This window comes from Phyllobacterium zundukense, from assembly GCF_025452195.1.
Lineage (GTDB): Bacteria > Pseudomonadota > Alphaproteobacteria > Rhizobiales > Rhizobiaceae > Phyllobacterium > Phyllobacterium zundukense_A.
In genome coordinates this window covers 3,508,403-3,526,829 of record NZ_CP104973.1, presented here as the reverse complement: position 1 = coordinate 3,526,829, position 18,427 = coordinate 3,508,403, and the positions used below count along the sequence as shown (strand labels likewise).

The 18,427-nt window shown below is 56.2% G+C and carries 16 protein-coding genes and 1 pseudogene; 9 read left to right on the top strand and 8 right to left on the bottom strand.

The window, feature by feature from the left end; translation table 11 throughout:
* Positions 1-43: 43 nt before the first annotated feature.
* Together N8E88_RS29710 and gmk are read left to right on the top strand one after the other, a co-directional pair.
* Positions 44-931 (top strand): YicC/YloC family endoribonuclease, encoded by an 888-nt coding sequence (locus N8E88_RS29710; RefSeq protein WP_262293662.1) that lies wholly within the window; start codon positions 44-46, stop codon positions 929-931.
* 346 nt (positions 932-1,277) lie between these two features.
* A complete protein-coding gene (gene gmk, locus N8E88_RS29705) occupies positions 1,278-1,937 on the top strand; it encodes a guanylate kinase (protein ID WP_262293661.1) in 660 nt (219 codons plus the stop codon).
* Here the strand turns inward: gmk and rsmA are convergent.
* From rsmA to N8E88_RS29675, 6 genes and pseudogenes are all read right to left on the bottom strand, one after another.
* Positions 1,934-2,755, bottom strand: a complete 822-nt coding sequence (gene rsmA / locus N8E88_RS29700) for a 16S rRNA (adenine(1518)-N(6)/adenine(1519)-N(6))-dimethyltransferase RsmA (RefSeq protein ID WP_262293660.1) — start codon at positions 2,753-2,755, stop codon at positions 1,934-1,936. The genes gmk and rsmA overlap by 4 nt on opposite strands.
* Positions 2,752-3,783, bottom strand: a complete 1,032-nt coding sequence (gene pdxA, locus N8E88_RS29695) for a 4-hydroxythreonine-4-phosphate dehydrogenase PdxA (RefSeq protein ID WP_262293659.1) — start codon at positions 3,781-3,783, stop codon at positions 2,752-2,754. The genes rsmA and pdxA overlap by 4 nt, the downstream gene beginning before the upstream one ends.
* Before the next feature lie 45 nt (positions 3,784-3,828).
* On the bottom strand, positions 3,829-4,782 hold the full coding sequence (locus N8E88_RS29690) for a peptidylprolyl isomerase (RefSeq protein WP_410010632.1): 954 nt from the start codon (positions 4,780-4,782) through the stop codon (positions 3,829-3,831).
* A 141-nt stretch (positions 4,783-4,923) separates the two neighbouring features.
* Complete coding sequence (locus tag N8E88_RS29685) at positions 4,924-7,290, bottom strand: LPS-assembly protein LptD (protein ID WP_262293658.1); 2,367 nt, start codon at positions 7,288-7,290, stop codon at positions 4,924-4,926.
* Position 7,291: 1 nt separating this feature from the next.
* On the bottom strand, positions 7,292-8,380 hold the full coding sequence (lptG, locus tag N8E88_RS29680) for an LPS export ABC transporter permease LptG (protein WP_262293657.1): 1,089 nt from the start codon (positions 8,378-8,380) through the stop codon (positions 7,292-7,294).
* Positions 8,380-9,583: pseudogene (locus N8E88_RS29675) on the bottom strand (LptF/LptG family permease). Before N8E88_RS29675 ends, lptG begins: the two are co-directional and overlap by 1 nt.
* A gap of 286 nt (positions 9,584-9,869) precedes the next feature.
* On the opposite strand from N8E88_RS29675, the gene N8E88_RS29665 reads away from it, so the two are divergent.
* Genes N8E88_RS29665 through N8E88_RS29645 form a run of 5 tightly spaced genes read left to right on the top strand, consistent with a single transcriptional unit; the run spans position 9,870 to position 13,613 of the window.
* Positions 9,870-11,366, top strand: a complete 1,497-nt coding sequence (locus N8E88_RS29665) for a leucyl aminopeptidase (protein ID WP_262293655.1) — start codon at positions 9,870-9,872, stop codon at positions 11,364-11,366.
* Positions 11,367-11,371: 5 nt separating this feature from the next.
* On the top strand, positions 11,372-11,998 hold the full coding sequence (locus tag N8E88_RS29660) for a glutathione S-transferase family protein (protein ID WP_262293654.1): 627 nt from the start codon (positions 11,372-11,374) through the stop codon (positions 11,996-11,998).
* A 13-nt stretch (positions 11,999-12,011) separates the two neighbouring features.
* Positions 12,012-12,461, top strand: a complete 450-nt coding sequence (locus N8E88_RS29655) for a DNA polymerase III subunit chi (protein ID WP_262293653.1) — start codon at positions 12,012-12,014, stop codon at positions 12,459-12,461.
* Positions 12,462-12,471: 10 nt separating this feature from the next.
* Positions 12,472-13,065 carry a hypothetical protein gene (locus N8E88_RS29650; protein ID WP_262293652.1) on the top strand — a complete coding sequence of 198 codons (594 nt, stop codon included), beginning with the start codon at positions 12,472-12,474 and terminating at the stop codon, positions 13,063-13,065.
* Positions 13,053-13,613, top strand: coding sequence for a GNAT family N-acetyltransferase (locus N8E88_RS29645; protein WP_262293651.1), 561 nt, complete (start codon positions 13,053-13,055; stop codon positions 13,611-13,613). Before N8E88_RS29650 ends, N8E88_RS29645 begins: the two co-directional genes overlap by 13 nt.
* On the opposite strand, the gene N8E88_RS29640 is transcribed toward N8E88_RS29645, so the two are convergent.
* The gene (locus N8E88_RS29640; protein ID WP_262293650.1) at positions 13,592-14,227 is read right to left on the bottom strand and encodes a helix-turn-helix transcriptional regulator; all 636 of its coding nucleotides are present in this window, start codon (positions 14,225-14,227) and stop codon (positions 13,592-13,594) included. The two genes, N8E88_RS29645 and N8E88_RS29640, sit on opposite strands and share 22 nt — an antisense overlap.
* Positions 14,228-14,344: 117 nt before the next feature.
* Here N8E88_RS29640 and N8E88_RS29635 point away from each other — a divergent pair, with 117 nt between their 5' ends.
* Both N8E88_RS29635 and N8E88_RS29630 read left to right on the top strand, forming a co-directional pair.
* Positions 14,345-15,784: an MFS transporter gene (locus tag N8E88_RS29635; RefSeq protein WP_262293649.1), complete on the top strand. Its 1,440-nt coding sequence runs from the start codon at positions 14,345-14,347 to the stop codon at positions 15,782-15,784.
* A 28-nt stretch (positions 15,785-15,812) separates the two neighbouring features.
* Complete coding sequence (locus N8E88_RS29630; protein ID WP_262293648.1) at positions 15,813-16,457, top strand: GNAT family N-acetyltransferase; 645 nt, start codon at positions 15,813-15,815, stop codon at positions 16,455-16,457.
* Positions 16,458-16,465: 8 nt separating this feature from the next.
* On the opposite strand, the gene N8E88_RS29625 is transcribed toward N8E88_RS29630, so the two are convergent.
* Positions 16,466-18,367 carry an ABC-F family ATP-binding cassette domain-containing protein gene (locus N8E88_RS29625; protein WP_262293647.1) on the bottom strand — a complete coding sequence of 634 codons (1,902 nt, stop codon included), beginning with the start codon at positions 18,365-18,367 and terminating at the stop codon, positions 16,466-16,468.
* Positions 18,368-18,427: the final 60 nt, after the last annotated feature.

The window sequence follows — 18,427 nt, the reverse complement described above, 5'->3', positions numbered from 1 at the left end:
ACTGGAGGCCCGAAGGAGTGGCCTTCCGTTCCAGGGGGTAGACATGTCATTGCAAAGCATGACGGGATTTGCCCGTCACCTCCGGAACAGCGCCGGGGTGCAAATCTCGTGGGAAATCAAGTCGGTTAACGGCAAAGGTCTCGACGTGCGGTTTCGCCTGCCAGCTGGTCTTGAAACGATCGAGCAGAAAGCCCGCGTCCTTTTCAGCCAGCATTTCAAGCGCGGAAATTTTCAGGCGGCCCTTACCGTCGATCGCAGCGCGGGTGTTGCCAAGGCGATCATCAACGAACCACTTCTGAAGGAATTGGCAGCGATCGCTGCACGTCTGCGCGAAGATTACGGTCTGGCAGCGTCCACGCCGGAGGGCCTCATAGCGCTCCGTGGCGTCCTGGAGGCGCCGCAGGAGACGGCCGATCCGGAAGAACAGCGCAAGATAGAAGAGGCAGTGCTGGCGGTTCTGGACGAAACACTGGTTCAACTGGTGCACAATCGCCAAGCCGAGGGCAAGGCGTTGGGCGAGATTTTGACTGTACAGATCGCGGCGATCGAGATGCTGGTGGAACAGGCGAGGCTTGATCCAAGCCGCTCGTTCGATGCTATTCGCTCGCGTCTGGCTGCACAGGTCTCGCTGCTGCTCGATGCCGCTCCCGCATTGGATGAGTCGCGGCTGTATATGGAGGCGGCATTCCTGGCGACGAAAGCCGACATCCAGGAAGAGCTTGACCGGCTGGAAATGCATGTCACCGCAGCTCGTGATCTTCTGAAGCAAGGCAACGGTGTTGGCCGCAAGCTTGATTTCCTGACCCAGGAATTCAACCGCGAGGCGAACACGCTTTGTTCGAAGGCCAATGCCGCTTCAATTACATCGATCGGACTTGACCTGAAGGCTGTTGTGGATCAATTGCGCGAGCAGATACAGAATCTGGAGTAATCATGCTAGAGCGAGATCGGGCCATATTGATGCGTTCTGCCGGACGGATTTCGCGGACAAGGTCGAGGGTTTTGGCGAGGCCGATGCCTTTCCATCGGACGACGCCGAAGCCCGATGGATTTGGCCCGAATTCACCCGGCCCACTGATCGAACCGCGTTTCTGCGAAATGCGGATAATTCGATCAGCGGGTTTAACAGCGTGTTGGTTTGCCAGAGCAAACCAACGGCTGGGTTTCCGGCTGGCGGACACCCACTTTGTCAGGCGGCATGGGACGATGGAAAGGCATCGGCCTTGCCACCTTCCGCGTGGATTGTCTCGCCATCCGGGAAACAGAACGGTATCAATATGACACGATCTCGCTCGCACAGCATTAAAAGACGCGGTCTTATGCTCGTCCTGTCATCGCCGTCCGGGGCGGGTAAGTCGACGCTTGCCCGAATGCTGCTTACTGACAAGGAAAAGCTTGAGCTCGCGCTGTCGATCAGCGTGACGACACGGCCCCGCCGCGCCAGCGAAATCGAGGGCGTCCACTATCATTTCATCTCGACACGCGAGTTTGAGCGGCTGCGCGACAGCGACGCGTTGATCGAATGGGCAGAGGTTCACGGCAATTTTTATGGTACCCCGCGGGAGGCTGCGGAAAATGCGCTCGCAGATGGTCAGGATATGCTTTTCGATATCGACTGGCAGGGCGCGTTGCAGTTGCAGGAGAAGATGAAAGGCGATGTCGTCAGTATCTTCATCCTTCCTCCATCCATGGCCGCTTTAAAAGAGCGGCTGCATCGGCGTGCCGAAGACGCTGAAGAGGTGATCAATATGCGTTTGGACAATGCGCGTAACGAGATCGAGCGTTGGCGCTCCTACGACTATGTCATAGTCAACGAAGATCTCGACCGCGCCTATCAGCAGGTTCAGTCGATCGTCACCGCCGAACGCTTGCGCCGTGACCGTTGTCCGGGCCTGTTCGATTTCGTCAGCAGTCTTCTTGATGAAAAGCTGGACTAAAGCGCATTCGCTAGCGCTACGAACTCTTCGATTGACAGCGTTTCCGCCCGGCGTGTCGGGTCGATCCCGACCTTGGCAAGCAACGCTTCACCGCCAAGCGATTTGATGCTTTGACGCAGCATCTTGCGCCTCTGGCCAAAGGCAGCCTGAGTGACACGTCCAAGCACTGCCGCATCGCAGGCGATCGGGGCCACACGCGGTACCAGATGGACGACCGAGGACGTAACCTTTGGCGGCGGTGTGAATGCCTGTGGCGGTACGTCGAAAGTAATCTTCGCCTCTGTTCGCCAGCCTGCCAGCACGCCGAGACGGCCATAGGCGTCCGAGCCCGGGCGCGCAACGATCCGTTCAGCCACTTCTCGCTGAAACATCAGCGTCAGTGACGCATAGAACGGCGGCCATGGTTCACTAAGCAGCCAACTGATCAGCAGTTGCGTGCCGACATTATAGGGCAGATTGGCGACGATCTTCACCTTGCTGCCGTCTGCTAGCGCAGAGAAATCCGTATCCAGGGCATCGCCGGCGATGACTCGAAGCCGGCCCTGGTAGTGATCGGATATTTCCTGTAAAGCGGCCAGGCAGCGTTCATCGCGCTCGATGGCGATAACGTTGGCACCTTGGGCGAGGAGGGCACGCGTAAGGCCGCCAGGGCCGGGTCCCACCTCGATGACAGTCTGATCCTTGAGATCGCCTGCCTGGCGTGCAACTTTTCCTGTCAGGTTCAGATCGAGCAGAAAATTCTGCCCGAGCGACTTCTTCGCCATCAGCTCATGGCGTTGGATGACTTCGCGCAGCGGTGGAAGGCTATCTATGCTCATGTGCCTGGTGTGCGGTTTGGCGCCAGTTCATCGGCAAGCCGTAATGCTGCAATGAGGCTGTCAGGCTTGGCCCTGCCGGATCCTGCGATATCGAAAGCTGTGCCGTGGTCCGGCGAGGTACGCACGAAGGGCAGGCCGAGCGTAACATTGACACTGTCATCGAAACCCAGCGTCTTGGCGGGGATCAGTGCCTGGTCGTGATACATGCAGATCGCGGCGTCATAGGTGGCTCGTGCAGCGGCATGGAACATTGTGTCCGCCGGGAGAGGCCCGCGCGCATCGATACCTTCAGCACGCAGCGTTTCCACCGCCGGACGCACGATGAGTTCGTCTTCCATACCCATACTGCCGCCTTCGCCCGCATGCGGGTTCAACCCGGCAATGGCAAGCCGTGGGTTGGCTATGCCGAATTGATGTTTGAGTGCCAGTGCAGTGATACGGCAGACAGTCAGGATCGTCACCGTGTCGAGAACAGCAGGAACCTTGTTCAAGGCGATGTGAATTGTTACGGGAACTGCCCGTAGCAAGGGTCCAGCCAGCATCATCACCGGCGTTACCTCATATCCCAGATGCTCGCCGGCAAGATGCGCCAGAAACTCCGTATGACCCGGAAATTTGAAACCGGCCTCATAGAGCGGCTTCTTGGCGATGGGGCAGGTGACAACAGCACGAGCGCGGCCCGCAAGCGTCAATGCTACCGCTTCTTCTATTGCCTCGATCGTTCCTGCCGCATTTTCGGCCAGTGGAACGCCTGGTTGATCCGACTGCCGGTGCTTCAGCGGCACGATCGGTAGCGCCTCGCCGAATATAGTCGCTGCGTTCTCGGGTGTTGCGATTTCCAGTTGAATATTCACGCCCAGCTTTACAGCGCGCGACGCGATTAACTTCGTGTCTGCAAGCAGAAAAAACGCGGGAAGCCGCATGTGCTCGCGCAACATCCATGCAGCGATTGCTATGTCGGGTCCGATACCTGAAGGATCACCGGAACTGACGGCGAGAGCGGCTTCCATGCTAGATCGTGAACTCATACCATTTCCATCAGATTTATGAGTTTACGACCTGATGCAATCCCATCATTCAGTGACGATTTTCGCCTTGCTGCGCAGTTCCTCGAGATATTTCTTGTCGACGGCATCTGCCGATGCATCCGGCTTGCCGTCGCCCGCGGCGGCTGTCGCTTCCTGGGAAAAGACGAGGCGGGCCACGCGATCGTCAGAGACTTGACGGGTGGCGCAAACGCCGAGAAATTCGACGCCCTTATCCGTATCCAGGATCGTCGTCGCCTGACCCACCGGCGTGGCTATGACCAGCTTCGACCATTCCGGTGGCAGTTCCTGCTCTACGAATTTGCCGAGATCGCGCACTGTGACATCCAGTGTGCCCTTGGCGATATCGCGCGTTGCCTGGCAGCCGCTAAAACGGCCACGCATGGCATTGGCTTCTCCCCGACGCTTGGCGAGAATGCCGCGATTATTGGCCGGTACGACGAAGATCACCTGCTGCAGTTGATATTCGGTAGAGACGGGCTTCTTGCCGCCATCCTTGAGCATGCGTTGCACGGCATCCTGCTCGGAAACCCTGGTTCCACCCTGATTACGGTTGCGGGTGGCGAGCGCGCGGCCCCAACTCATCTGCATGCGGATGTATTCTTTGAAGTGCTGCGGTGTCACGCCGGACTTGTCCAGCACGCCGTTAAGCTGATTGAGCGTCATCTTGTTATTGGTGGCAAAGCGTATATAGGCATCGTTCACTTCACTATCCGAAACAAGCAAATTGAGACGTTTCAATTCCTGACGTTTGAGCGCCTCGTCGGTCAACTCATCCCGCGCCTGCTGGGTAAGGTTGCCCTTTTTATGCTGAAGTTTCAGGAAGGCAGCACGCTTTGAAATATCGTAGTCGGTGATGGCGGCTCCGTTGACGACAATCTTGATCTCGCTTGCTGCAACAGGCAATGTCACGCCAACCGTCAGAACCGAGCTCAATGCAGTGATCATCGCCGCTGCAAGAATATGCTTCCTCACCATCATTTCTCAACTTGTCCGATCATGGACCATTTTCGCGAAATGGACCCTGGTTTTTGTTCTTGTGATTTTCATTTCCTCTTTATTGTCGCTTTACTAAGGCAAAAGCATGACTGGCCGCAAGTGCGGCCAGCTTAGACAATACGATTAGATGCCGCCGATATCGACCGGTTTGCCGATTCCCCACAAGGTCCGGAAAGAGATGTTGAAGCCGAACGTTGACGTCTTCTCCCCCTCGACATTGTTCACGGTAACAGGTTGCTCCTGAGTGTAGTACATACTGTACGTGAAACACTCGTCATCATAGGCAAGCGCAGCAGTGCGCTTTACGAGGGTACTTGACACAAGATCATACGTTCCGGAGCCGAGGAGCCGCCAATTCGGCGTCAACTTGGCCTGTCCACCGACAGTGACTTCCTGTCGGTCGTCGGGAAAGCCATAGGTTTCCTGTGCGGCGATGAAAGCGTATTTCACATAAACGGAGCCATATTTACCAGACGTCGTGGTTGCCACTGTTGCACGCTTGACTTCAAAATCGTCCTTGTCGAATCTTCCGCCAGTCGTGATATTGAACGCGCCTTTGTTTGCACCGATCATTGCAACATAGTCGGAACGAGCCGATTCCAGCCCGGATTCGGCACCAGCATTGACAAAATCTGGCGATGCAAAGGAATTGAGCCCGCCCAGCTGGAACGATTGGCCTGCAATACCATTCAAGCCCCAGCCATTATTGAAGGTACCGGAATAGCGGAGACCGAGATTGGCACGGGTACCACCCTCCACCCGATCATATCCCGAGAATTTGTCACGTTCGAACAGGTTTGAGGCATCGAATACGAAACTCTGTGCATCTTCATTCGGCAAGTCACCCGCATAGGATTCGTTGTTGCGAACAAAAAGTTGGGCCGTCGGCTCGAGCACGTGAGACGAGTTGGCGGCTGTAAACAGGATCGGCCATTTCGTTTCAAGACCGGCGGTAGCCATGCCGCGGAAGACGTCGGAACGCACATCACCGATACTTTTGTCGGCATTGACAAACGTGCCATCTGCATAAACACCATCGCCCCGTAGGGCGAGAAGTGGGGTAATGACCAGTCCGCTAGGCGTGATAAAAGACCGTTTCCATTCGGCTTCCCCGGTAATGCGGCCATCGTCGCCTTCTATGCCGGCTATGTAGCCAGTCCGATCAACACCGCTGAAATTGCCGTCAAATTTGTCACGATGCAGGGCCTGCAAATTCAAATTGAAATTAAGTTCGCCGCCCGCAACCGACTGCGTAGGCGTGTAGGCATAGTCGAGGCTGGGCAGCACCCAGGGCTGCTTTTCCTCGGAAGATCTCGAATCGGAGTCTTCAAAGCCCTCTTGAACGTGGAACCGGTAGAGACTGAGATCGAAATAGTTGCGGTCATGCAGGCCACGCAGATAGACTTGGTCGGTAATGTTATAGTTGTCATAGTCTGCGATGCCGTAGCGATAGGCAAAAGCCTTGTCCGACTGAGCCAGGACACTCCAGCCATACGTCCAGCGCGGGTTTATGTTGAACGCTCCGGTCGTTCCGATCATGCCGCGTGTCGTAGCATTTGCGTCGACCTCGTCGCCGTTGTCAATGCTGTCAAACGCACCAGGATCCTGCTGGTCGATGCCAGCAAGCTTGATCGTATATTGACCATTCGCCAGCCGGTGACGCCACTCCGCCTCGCCCAGGAAGCCTTGCTGCGTATAGTAAGTTCCCTGCAGCGTCAGGTCGTAGTTGGGAGCCAGCGCCCAGAAATAGGGCACCGTGACGCCGGAACCGAGTTCCGTTTCGTGGCGGTAGCTCGGAATCAGGAAGCCACTCTTGCGCTTGACCGTAGGGTCGGCAATTTCGAACGCCGGCAGGAATGCCAGCGGCATGCCAAACATCTCGAATCGGCCACGCTCAAAGCGAATGGTTTTCTTCTTGCCATTCCAGACAATTTTCTGGGCGCGAACTTGCCACAGCGGCGCCCGATCAGGCTTGGCCCGGCAGGGCTCGCACGCCGTGTAGATACCATTGTTGAATGTCGTCAGCTCGCCGCCGATGCGCTCGGCGGTCTCGGCTGCAAAGCGGGTATTGTCGGCCGCCTCGACGCGCAATGCGTTGACGAAGCCTTCCTTGAAATCATCGGTAACATCGAGATTTTCCGCGTAGATGCGGTTGCCGTCTTTCTCGACGATCTCGACCTTGCCTTCCGCTTTGAGGCGGCCGGTGTTCTGATCATAGGTGACCTTGCGCGCCACGAGGCGGTTTCCGTCATAATCGATCTGCACGCCGCCGACCGCCGAAATGGTTTTGGCGTTGATGTCATAGACAAGCTCATCCGACTCCAGCAGCAATTGTGCGTTTGGATCCGTTTGTACATTTCCAACAAGTGCATCGCCCGTCTGGGCGTAGGCTGGGAGCGAAATCCCGCCCGCAAGGCATAGCAAGGCCGTGCTGCACGCAAGGTGTGCAAGCCACGCCGGCAACACCGAGCGCGTTACATTCAATCCCACTCTAACCATCCTCCTTGTGCAACAGAAAGGAGACCCCAAAAAATGTTGCAATCAACACGGGTGTCCATGCGGCAACGAAAGGCGGAACGAATCCCGCATTACCAAATGCCTTGACCACAACAGTGACGACATAAAGCACGAAGCCTGCGAGGACGCCACCCAGAATCATCGTCCCCGATTGTCCAAACCGAACAAATTTCAACGAAACGGTTGCAGCGATTAAAGTCATCGCCATCAGCAGAGCCGGCAAAGCCAATAAAGACTGGAAATGCATGTCAAAAGCGTTGGCTGGATAGCCAAAAGAGCGAGCTGCGGCAATTTTGTTACGCAGCTCAAAAAAAGGAATGGTCTCGGGCCGCGCGAGGCTTTCTTCAACGAATTCAGGGCGCAGATGGGTTGGAATGCGCACGGTGTCCAAGGAAACCGGCGTCTCTCCCAAGACAAATTTCGTCACCTGATTCAGCTGCCAGAAACCGTCATCCAGATCGGCGCTCTTGGCGTCCAGCCGCTCGGTAACGTCCTGATTCTTGTCAAGCCGAATGAAGACCGCGTCGATCAAACGCAACCCACGGTTGACGATCGACTTGGAGCCGATGATCGTTTCGCCCTCTTCGGTTTTCTGCCGCAACCAAGGGACGCGATCTGCCGATACATCATTGGCTTTTCCGGCGCGCCAGTTAGCAGTTATCTGTTCGCTTCGCTCAAAACCATAGGCAGCAAGCGGATTGACGACCAGCACAGCCGCCAGGCCGAAAAGAAACGCTCCTGTACAGGCCGGCAGAAGAAACTGCCAGGCCGAAACGCCGACAGAACGGGCGACGACCAGTTCATATTTACGATTGAGCGAAATAAGCGTCGCCATCGCTGCAAACAGCGCGATGAACGGAAATACCTGCTGCATGATGTAGGGAATGCGCATCACCGACAGCCCAAAAGCACGGATCGCAGAATAATCGGGCAGCGCAGACAGTTTTCCCGATAATTCGGTGAAGTCGAGGATCAGGGCCAACGCAAAGCTGCCCATCAGGAAATAGCATGTGATCGTCACATAGCGGAGGAAGAAGTAGCGCCCGAGCGTCCAGCCGATCATTACCGGTGTCCTCCGCGCTTGCGACCGAACAATCTTGCTCCGGCGCTGGCGAACGCTGCCTGTCTGGTTTCAAAGATACTCTTGAACCAGTTGCTCCACGTTGTCGGGATACCGATCTGGCGATTGGTTGCGAGCGCATAGATCGCGGAAAGCGCCGCGAGAATTGGAATTGCGAACAGCATTGGCAGCAGCGACGCATTCTTGTCCGTGCTCTGCCCGGTCGAATATCCCAGCCAGAACACAATGAGACTGATCGTTATGGCCGTAAATGAAGCGGATATGCGCGCTTCGCGGTGAGACCGTGAGTCGGCGGCTGCTGCGAGAGAGATCAGCGCAAACACGATTGGATACATCCAGTCCGTCAAGCGCTTGTAAAGCTCGGAAGTGTAGCGAAGCGGACGCTGTTGATATTGTTTGTCGTTGGGATCCGGATTCATGAGGTAATCGAGAGGCCGGTCCTTCGGAAAAATCGTGGCTTCCTTGTCGTCCGACGAAAGAAATGCCGCGAGATCAAGAGCATAGGTATTGAACTTGATGATGGACACATTGCCAGTCTGCACATCGCGTCGATGAACCTCGCCATCCTTCATGATCAGCAGGCCCTGATCGGCGGTTTGGACGACAAGGCCTTCCTTGGCATAATAAATGAGATCCGTCGTCTTGTCGCGCGAATCAGAAACGAACAGGCCCTGTATCGTACCGTTGGAATCACGGTTCTCGATCTGGAGGTAAAGATCCGTATCGATTTCCCGGAACGAACCTTGTTGAACCACGAGATTGATCACATCGCCACGCGCCTCGGCCACCATCTGACGCATGTTCATCTGCGAATACGGCACGACGAAGTTGGAAATGAGGAAGGATGCAGCCGCAATGACGATCGCAAAAAGCATGACAGGGCGAGATCACGGCGGAGCGTGGCGCGCCAGCCGCATTGATGACCACCAGTTCCGAATCCTGGTTCATCGTCGAAAGTGTTTGCGTCACGGCAATCACCAGAGCAAACGGCATCACCACGGGAAATGCGGATGGAAGCAAGTTGGAACTGAATTTCAGGATATAGTAGAAGCTTTGTCCGCTGGTCGTCAGAAAATTGATGCGACCGAGCACCTGGACGATCCATGTGATTCCGACCGCTGAAAGCAGAACGGCAAAAAACATGACGACGATCCGTCGCAAGATGTATATCTCAATCAGGCGCATGTCATGTTTCGCAAAAAGAGTTCCGCCACCTTGTTGGACCAGCCGTTCATTAAAGCCCGACCGTTCAATCCATGCCATGGGAGCCAAGGCATTATTTTGAGCTTTATGGGACGAACCCGTTACATGTTCAATAAACCCGACATATGTTCAATCTAGTCAGGCTTGGCTAAAAATAGGCGAAGAAAGCTAGTTAACAAGGTCTTAGTCAATCCCTTCACGATCACCCCCTTCATTCATCAAGATCGATGATCATGAAAGTCACATTTTTGTTCAAACCGGAGATATCATGTCCAAACGCCCATCCATCAGTTTCGCAAAATATGCAGCTGTCGAAAGCGGCACCGCAATCTTGCTTGTTCCCGCTGAAGGCAAAGCAGCTGCAGAAGCCGAATCTGTCGTCGGACAAGCATTGCTGTCGCGTATCATCGGTGTCTCGGATTTCAAGGGAAAACTTGCAACGAGCCTCTCGACCCTCGCTCCAAATGGCACTGAACTGGAACGGTTGGTACTGGTGGGTGGCGCCGATCCGGCCAAGCTCAAGGGCGATGATTGGTTGAAAATCGGTGGCGCGGCATTCTCAAAAATCGGAAAATCAAAAAATGTGTCGGTGATCCTCGCTTTGCCCGGCACGGAGATTTCAGCCGAAAACGCTGCGGATTTTGCACTCGGCATGCTGCTTCGCTCCTACACATTCGACAAGTACAAGACAAAAAAAGGCAAAGACGAGAGCGAGAAGGAAGATAAATTCGTCGCCAGCATTACTATCCAGGTAGCGGATCCTCACGCCGCGAAAAAGGCATTTGCAAGCGCCGAAGCGGTGGCGGATGGCGTTATTCTTGCCCGCAATCTTGTCAACGAACCTGCGAATATTCTCGGTCCAGTCGAATTCGCCGAACGCATCGAAGAGCTGAAGAAGCTCGACGTCAAGGTCGAGATTTTGACAGAGAAGGACATGAAGAAGCTCGGCATGGGCTCGCTCCTCGGCGTCGCACAGGGGTCCACGCGCCCCGCGCGCATCGCGATCATGGAATGGCATGGCGGCAAAGGCAAAGACAAGCCGATCGCCTTTGTCGGCAAGGGCGTGACCTTTGACTCTGGCGGTCTCTCCATCAAACCCGCTGGCGGCATGGAGGAAATGAAGGGCGACATGGGCGGTGCGGCCGCAGTCACCGGCCTTATGCATGCAATTGCCTCACGCAAGGCCAAGGTCAATGTCGTTGGTGTCATCGGCATCGTTGAAAACATGATCAATGGTGATGCGCAGCGCCCCGGCGATATCGTCACGTCCATGTCGGGCCAGACGATCGAAGTGCTCAACACCGATGCGGAAGGACGGCTCGTCCTCGCCGATGCGCTCTACTATTGCAATGATCGCTTCCAGCCCAAATTCATGGTCAATCTCGCGACTCTGACAGGTGCAATCATGGTGGCTCTCGGCGTTTATCAGGCAGGGCTGTTTTCCAATGACGACGCGCTCGCCGCACAGCTCTTCGATGCCGGCCAGGCAACCGGCGAAAGGCTCTGGCGGATGCCACTCGGCGCCGAATACGACAAACTTATCGACACCAAGAATGCCGACATGAAGAACATTGGCGGGCGTCACGGTGGCGCAATCATCGCCGCACAGTTCCTGAAGCGCTTCGTGGGCGATACGCCTTGGGCCCACCTCGACATTGCCGGAACGGCAATAGGCGCGCCGACCAATGAATATAGCCAGTCCTGGGCCTCGGGCTACGGCGTTCGCCTTCTCGACAGGCTGGTTCGCGACAATTTCGAAGGGTAGGTCGGGTGGAGGTCAAACTCTACGGAACCGAAGAAAGCGTCTACACGCGCATAGTGCGGCTCGTCCTCCTGGCAAAGAAGGTCGAGTTTGCATTGATCGAGGCTGACCCATTTGAAGGTGGAATCCTGCCGGAAGACTACGATCTCCGGCATCCTTTCAAGCGTATCCCGGCGTTGGAGATGGACGGCGTGCGTCTTTATGAGACGGACGTCATTGTCCATTACATCGATGCAGTCATCGAACATCCCAGGCTTGTGCCGTCCAGAGCCGAGGATAGTGCACGGATGCGTCAGATTATGCGGATCGTCGATAACTATGCCTATCGCCCGCTGGTTTGGGGTCTGTACGTTCCGGTTTATTGGCGCGAGGGGCTTGATCCGGCTGACGAGGACATCGAGAAATCTCGGCACGTCCTTGGGGTGCTTGAAGGCTTTGTGAATTCTTCGCCCGAGGCCGGGTTGAATGATCGGACTTTGGCGACATGCTATCTCGCCAGCGTACTGGCGGCAGCGGATAGTGTGGCACCCGGCTCTCGACTGATTGACGAACGGCCACGCTTGCGGGGATGGTGGAACCATATCAAAACTGAGCCAATCATGGTGAAGACCAGATCGAAACACACGAAATTCTGAATTCTTGGGTAATATGACCGAAATCCTCTTCTACCATCTGACTGAATCGACGCTGGAGAACGCACTGCCGGGTCTGGTCGAGCGTTCGCTTGATCGCAAATGGAAAGTCGTCATCCAGACAGGTTCCGAAGAGCGGCGAGACAGTCTCGACAATCATCTATGGACCTGGTCCGATGCTTCGTTTCTTGCGCATGCGACTGACCAGGAGCCTCATCCGGAAGAGCAGCCCATCATTCTGACGACGGGCCACGGCAACCCCAACAGCGCGACGGTACGCTTTCTCGTCGATGGCGCGGAACCGCAGAACGTCGAAGCCTATGAGCGGCTGGTTCTCATGTTTGATGGCCACGACCAGCAACAGCTGGAACAGGCGAGGGCGCAATGGAAACTGTTGAAAGAACAGGGGCACAAATTGACCTACTGGCAGCAGAACGCCGAAGGGCGTTGGGAAAAGAAAGCTTGAGAAACTGTTGATGCGTCCGCTTTTGCTACTCCTCTTGATCGCTGGAATTGGGCTCGGGATTGGATATCCTTGGGTGGTCGGCAATTTCTCGGGAGAAGAAATCGGCTCGTGGCGCGTCTATGATCGTCCCGGCCCCTACAAGCCCGTCACCGTCACCTTGACTGCTGACGACGCTCCGGTGCGCGCCTTCGTCGATATGCAGCCTTTGCGGAATTTTATCCCTTCCGTAGGGCGCTCGGCGCTGACAGCCGTCGTGACGCGGCAAGGCAAGGACGTTCTTGTCACGACGTTGAATTACGAGAACAGCAAGGCGGCCAACAGGGGCTCACCGCAGGGTCCGCAGGTCTACCGCGACACCATCGGTGATATCGATCCGGTGGAAGGTGGCGACTATGTCTTCACCATCGGACCTGGCGATTTCGACGGTCTCGAGGTGGCGGAGGTTGATCTTGTCTTGCGCAAGGGCGCGACCGCTGTCGACTGGCGAGCCATGCCAGTTGGCATTGCGCTGATTGTGATCAGTCTTTTTGGGCTCGTTCGCCTGAGACGCAGTCGCAAGGCAGCAGCAAGCAAGGTGCCACCTTCGCCCAAATGGGGCAGATGATGGCGGATCAGGCAGGGACCTTTCCGAAGATCCTTACCGAAAGACTTCGGCTGCGCCAATTCGAGCCGAAGGATGACGCCGGGCTCCACGCCTGTATTGGAGATGCAAATCTCGTGCGCTACTGGGATTTTTCTGCCTGCAAGAATATTCAGGAAACGCGGAGCTGGGTGCGGATGCTCGCCAAGACCACGTTGCCTGATCAATCCATCGCTTGGGCAGTTGCCGAAAAGGACAGCGATAATTGTATCGGCATGGTCAACTATCATCACCGTGAGCCGCTCAATCGCCGGTTGGAGATCGGCTACATTCTTCGGTCGGAATGGCATGGCCGGGGTCTTATGAGCGAAGCGGTCCGAGCGGTGATGTCCCATTGCCTCGGCAAGCTGAACACCCACCGCATCGCAGCAGTGATTCATCCTGACAATGCGCCGTCTATCAGGCTGGTGACACGACTTGGTTTTCGCTGCGAGGGCGGGCCGTTGCGCGATTACTGGCGTGTCGGCAACAATTATATGAGCCCCATGCTTTACAGCTTCATCGCCAACTGATGGTCCTCATTGTGCTTTTCGACAATGCGGTAGGCACAGCGCCGCGCACCTTTCAATATATGCTCAAAGCGTTTGACCTCGACATTCGGCCCAAGCGCCGCCTGAAATACCTCGAGCTCTGACCGGCATAATTTCTGGCAGGCTTTGGCTGCAACGCAGATAGGGCAGTGATTCTCGATCAGTATAAGTTCGCCGCCTGAGTCCCGGCTGACTTCGGCCATATAGCCCTCTGCCGAACGAATTTCTGCGAGGTGTTGGACTTTCTCTTTTAGCGAAATAATCGGTTCCAACGCCGTGCGGTACTGGTTCAGTGTTATTTTCTCACGATGGGAGATCAGCTGGTCCAGCCCGGCATCACCAAAGACGGCTGATACCGACGCCAGAAGTTCAGCCGTCAATCCGGCGTGGTTGTCGGGAAATCGGGCGTTTCCGGCGTCGGTCAGATGCCAGAAGCGCTTGGGCCTGCCAACGCTCTCCCGGCTATCTTCGAAAGCCACAAGACCATCTTCATGCAGCCGTCCCAACATCTGGCGGACTGCTACTGCGGTAACGCCGAGCCTGTCACCAAGCGCTGACGCCGTTTGCGCTCCGGCCACTTTCAGCGAATAAAGCATGCGATTTGTCGTGCGATCCTGCATGGACATAAGATAGCAAGAAAAATTTAAAAAGCTATTGCTTGTTTTATCTGAGGGAATATAAAAATGCTAGACTTGTTAAATTGAGGAAATGCCATGCACGAGACGACAGAAGACGAAGCCCGCAGTACCAGCTGGTCGGAGCTCCTGAGCCCTTCATATTCGGCGGCGACCCTGACGCTGTGCCTCGGTGTCGCGCTGTTCGCCTTCAATGGTTTCCTGGTTTCTACATCTCTTCCGACGGCAGTGCGTGAAATCGGCGGACTCGAGCTGATTTCCTGGGCTTTCACCCTCTATCTCGTCCTCTCCATCGTCGGCGGCGCCAGTGGCGCATTGCTGAAGGCCAGAGTAGGCGCAAGGATGGCGCTGGTGGGGGCCGCGCTGGTGTTTCTCGCGGGCACGCTTATCGCAGCCTTCGCTTCGTCGATGACTGAGGTACTGATCGGGCGTGCGTTTCAAGGACTTGGGGAGGGCATCATCGCCGCGATTTGCTACGCACTCATTCCCGAACTTTTCCCCTCGCGGCTCGTCGCTAAGGTTTTCGGTGCCGAGGCCGTCGTTTGGGCCGTTGCCGCCTTCGGCGGACCACTTGTATCCGGATTGCTCACGGAACATCTGTCATGGCGCGCCGCGTTCCTTGTCAATGTGCCTTTGGCCTTGATATTCATCGCACTGGTTTTTTATATTGTGCCCAGGTTTTCCGGTGAGATCGCACGCCTGGCCGTACCGTTCCTTCGGTTGGCGGCCATCGGTTTCGGTATCATGCTGGTCGCCTTTGCCAGCATCATGCAGACGGTTGCGACGGAAGTGCTGTTTGTCCTGGGCGCCGCAGTGGTCCTCGCTTCGGTAGTCGTCATCGACCGGCGCAGCCGCACACCCCTCTTTCCATCCGATGCCTTCGCTCTGAATTCCACTGTCGGCATTGGCCTATGGATTGTCCTGCTCATGCCGGTTGCACAAGCCTCCACGTCCGTTTACCTGGTCATGACCCTGCAGAACCTCTGGGGTTACGGCCCGACAAAGGCAGGTGCCTTCAATGCTACGTTCGCCATTGCATGGAGTACCGTTGCCATCCTCGTTGCCAACATACAGGACCAGCGTCGCCGTGCATGGTTGATACGGCTCGGACCGACACTGCTCGTCGCGGGCCTCGCTACAATCGTCTTCGGCTTCTTCGTCGATATGCCGCTGGTCGTAATGCTGGGTCAGATCGCCATTGGCACTGGCTTCGGCGTCAGCTGGGGTTTTCTCAGCCAGTCGGTCATGGAATCAGCGCGAAGCGGCGAACGGGACCGTGCCTCGGCCCTGTTGCCGACCCTGCAATCCGTTGGTTATGCGATCGGCGCCGCTCTCGCTGGTCTCGTTGCCAATGCCGTGGGCTATCCTGAAGCCGCGACACCGGCGGCCCTGCGCGACGCCACGATAATCGTCTTTGCCGTTTCGACCGTCATCGGCGTTGGTGCGTTCGTGGCCGGGTTCGCCTTGCCAACGCGCAAGAAAAATCTGCTGGCGATTGAGTTGCGGAAGCAGCTATAGAATCTGCATGTCAGCAAATGAGAAAAATTTGAAAGCGGATCCTGCAATAGTCAGAATCTGGGTGGAAGGGTGGGCGCTAACCCGTCAGGTAGCGCCACCCGTTTTCGAGAACGGGGGCTATCGTGTCGAAGTCGGTCTTCCGGATCAGTTGAGGCGTTATGTTTTCTCAGGATATTCCGATTGTGTCCGTCAGCATGCCGAGGCCATTTCCGAGCCCGCGATCTTTCTGAAGGTCTGTGCGCCGCCGGAGTTTGTCCAGCCGAATCTGCCGGCACGTTGGCATATCCAATCTCCCGCATTCATGATGTTGCTGTCCGGGCGCATGCAAGGCGAAACCACCTCTTTGCCGGATGGCTATGTATGTGACCATCAGGTGTATGATGGCGTAACCATCGTGAATATCCTTGACAGGGACGGGGAGATCGCAGCCACGGGACGGATCGGATTTCCTGGGGATTTGGCCGTCTATGACCGGATAAGTACCCATGAGAACCATCGCCGCAAGGGGCTCGGTCGGTCTGTCATGAAGCGGCTCGAAATGCTTTCTCGAGAAAAAGGCATGCAACGCGCGGCACTCGTGGCAACGCCCGATGGCCGTGCACTCTATGAACCGCTCGGCTGGCAGTTACATTGCCTCTATACAACCGCTGTTATTCCAAATGCCGGTGCTTGAAACTGGCGCTACTGCGCCAGCTCGGTCATCGCCTCTTCATATTCGCCGGAAAGTGTCAGCCACTCTTCTTCCGCGCGGGCGAGCGAAGACTTGGCGTAGCCAATTTCCTTGCCGATCTGCGTCGCCTTTGCGGGTTCGCGCGTATAGATGACCGGATCAGCAAGCTGAATCTGCAGCGAGTCGATCTTTTTCTGAAAGCGATGCACCTGTGCCTCCGCTTCCTGGATTTTCTTTTGCAAAGGCTTCAAGGCTTCACGCTTCTGCGCGGCAAGTTTGCGTTGCTCGGCCTTGCTCAGTTTCTGGCCTTCTTCCACCACGATCTTGTTACCTGACCGCTCGGCTTTCGCATCGGCCAAGACCAGCGAGCGATAGGCATCGAGATCGCCATCATAGGGCGCAACGCCGCCATCACGCACCAGCCAAAGCCGGTCCATGGTCGCTTCGATCAAATGTCTGTCATGAGCGATCAGGATGACAGCGCCGTCGAAATCATTGAGCGCGTGCATCAGTGCTTCACGGCTGTCGATGTCGAGATGGTTCGTCGGCTCGTCGAGGATGAGCAGGTTCGGACCCTGGAAGGTGGCAAGACCCATCAAAAGCCGGGCTTTCTCACCGCCGGAAAGGTCTTTTGCCGCCGTGTTCATCTTCACAGTGGCCAGGCCCATGCGTGAAACGCGGGCACGCACCTTCGATTCCGGCGCATCCGGCATCAATTTGCGCACATGCTCGATCGCGTTGTCCTCAGGGATCAGATCATCGAGCTGATGCTGGGCAAAGAACGAGATTTTCAGGTTCGGCGCCACGGTCATCTTGCCTTTTTGCAAGGGCAGGCGACCGCCGATCAGCTTGGCCAGTGTCGATTTACCATTGCCGTTCGAGCCGAGCAGGGCAATACGGTCATCCGCATCGATACGCAAATTGAGATGCTTGAGAATGGGTCTACCCGGCGTGTAGCCGACCTCACCGCTTTCAATCGCGATGATCGGCGAGGCCACCACTTTTTCCGGTTCCGGAAAATGAAACGGCATCACGTGGTCTTCGATATGGGCCGAAATCGGCTTCAGTTTCTGCAGTGCCTTCAGCCGGGACTGCGCCTGTTTGGCCTTGGATGCCTTGGCACGGAAACGCTCGACGAAAGCCTCCATGTGGCTCCGTTGTGCTTCCTGCTTCACGCGCTGCTTCTGCTGCAATTCGAGTGCTTCGCTGCGAAGCTTCTCGAATTGATCGTAGTTGCCCTGCCAAAGCGTCAGCTTGGTCTGGTCGAGATGGATGATCGAGTTCACCGCGGAGTTCAGAAGATCGCGGTCATGGCTGATCAGGATCACAGTGTGCGGGTAACGGCGCACATAATCCTCGAGCCACAAAGTGCCTTCAAGGTCGAGATAGTTGGTCGGCTCGTCGAGAAGCAAAAGGTCCGGCTCGGCGAAAAGAACAGCGGCGAGGGCGACACGCATGCGCCACCCGCCCGAGAATGATGAAGCCGGACGTTTCTGCGCTTCCGCGTCGAAGCCAAGTCCTGACAGGATCGCACCGGCGCGCGCCTCGGCGGAATGCGCATCGATATCGGCAAGCCGAATATGGATATCGGCGATACGATGCGGGTCGGTGGCTGTCTCGGCCTCTGCAAGCAAGTCAGTGCGCTCGGTATCGGCGGCAAGCACGATCTCGATCAAGGAATCCTCGGTGCCCGGTGCTTCCTGCGCCACCTGACCGATCTTGATGTTCTTCGGCAGGAAGAAATCCCCGGTTTCCGCGTGAAGTTCACCGGTAATCACCTTGAACAGCGTTGATTTGCCCGCGCCATTGCGCCCGACCAGTCCAGCCTTGGTGCCAGATGGCAGATTCAGGCTGGCGTGGTCGATGAGCAGGCGGCCGGCCATACGCACGGATATATCGTCGAGAATAAGCATGGCCGCGCTTTTGCACGGGAAATGGCTTTTCCGCAAGACTGTACTGTTGCATATCTGCCG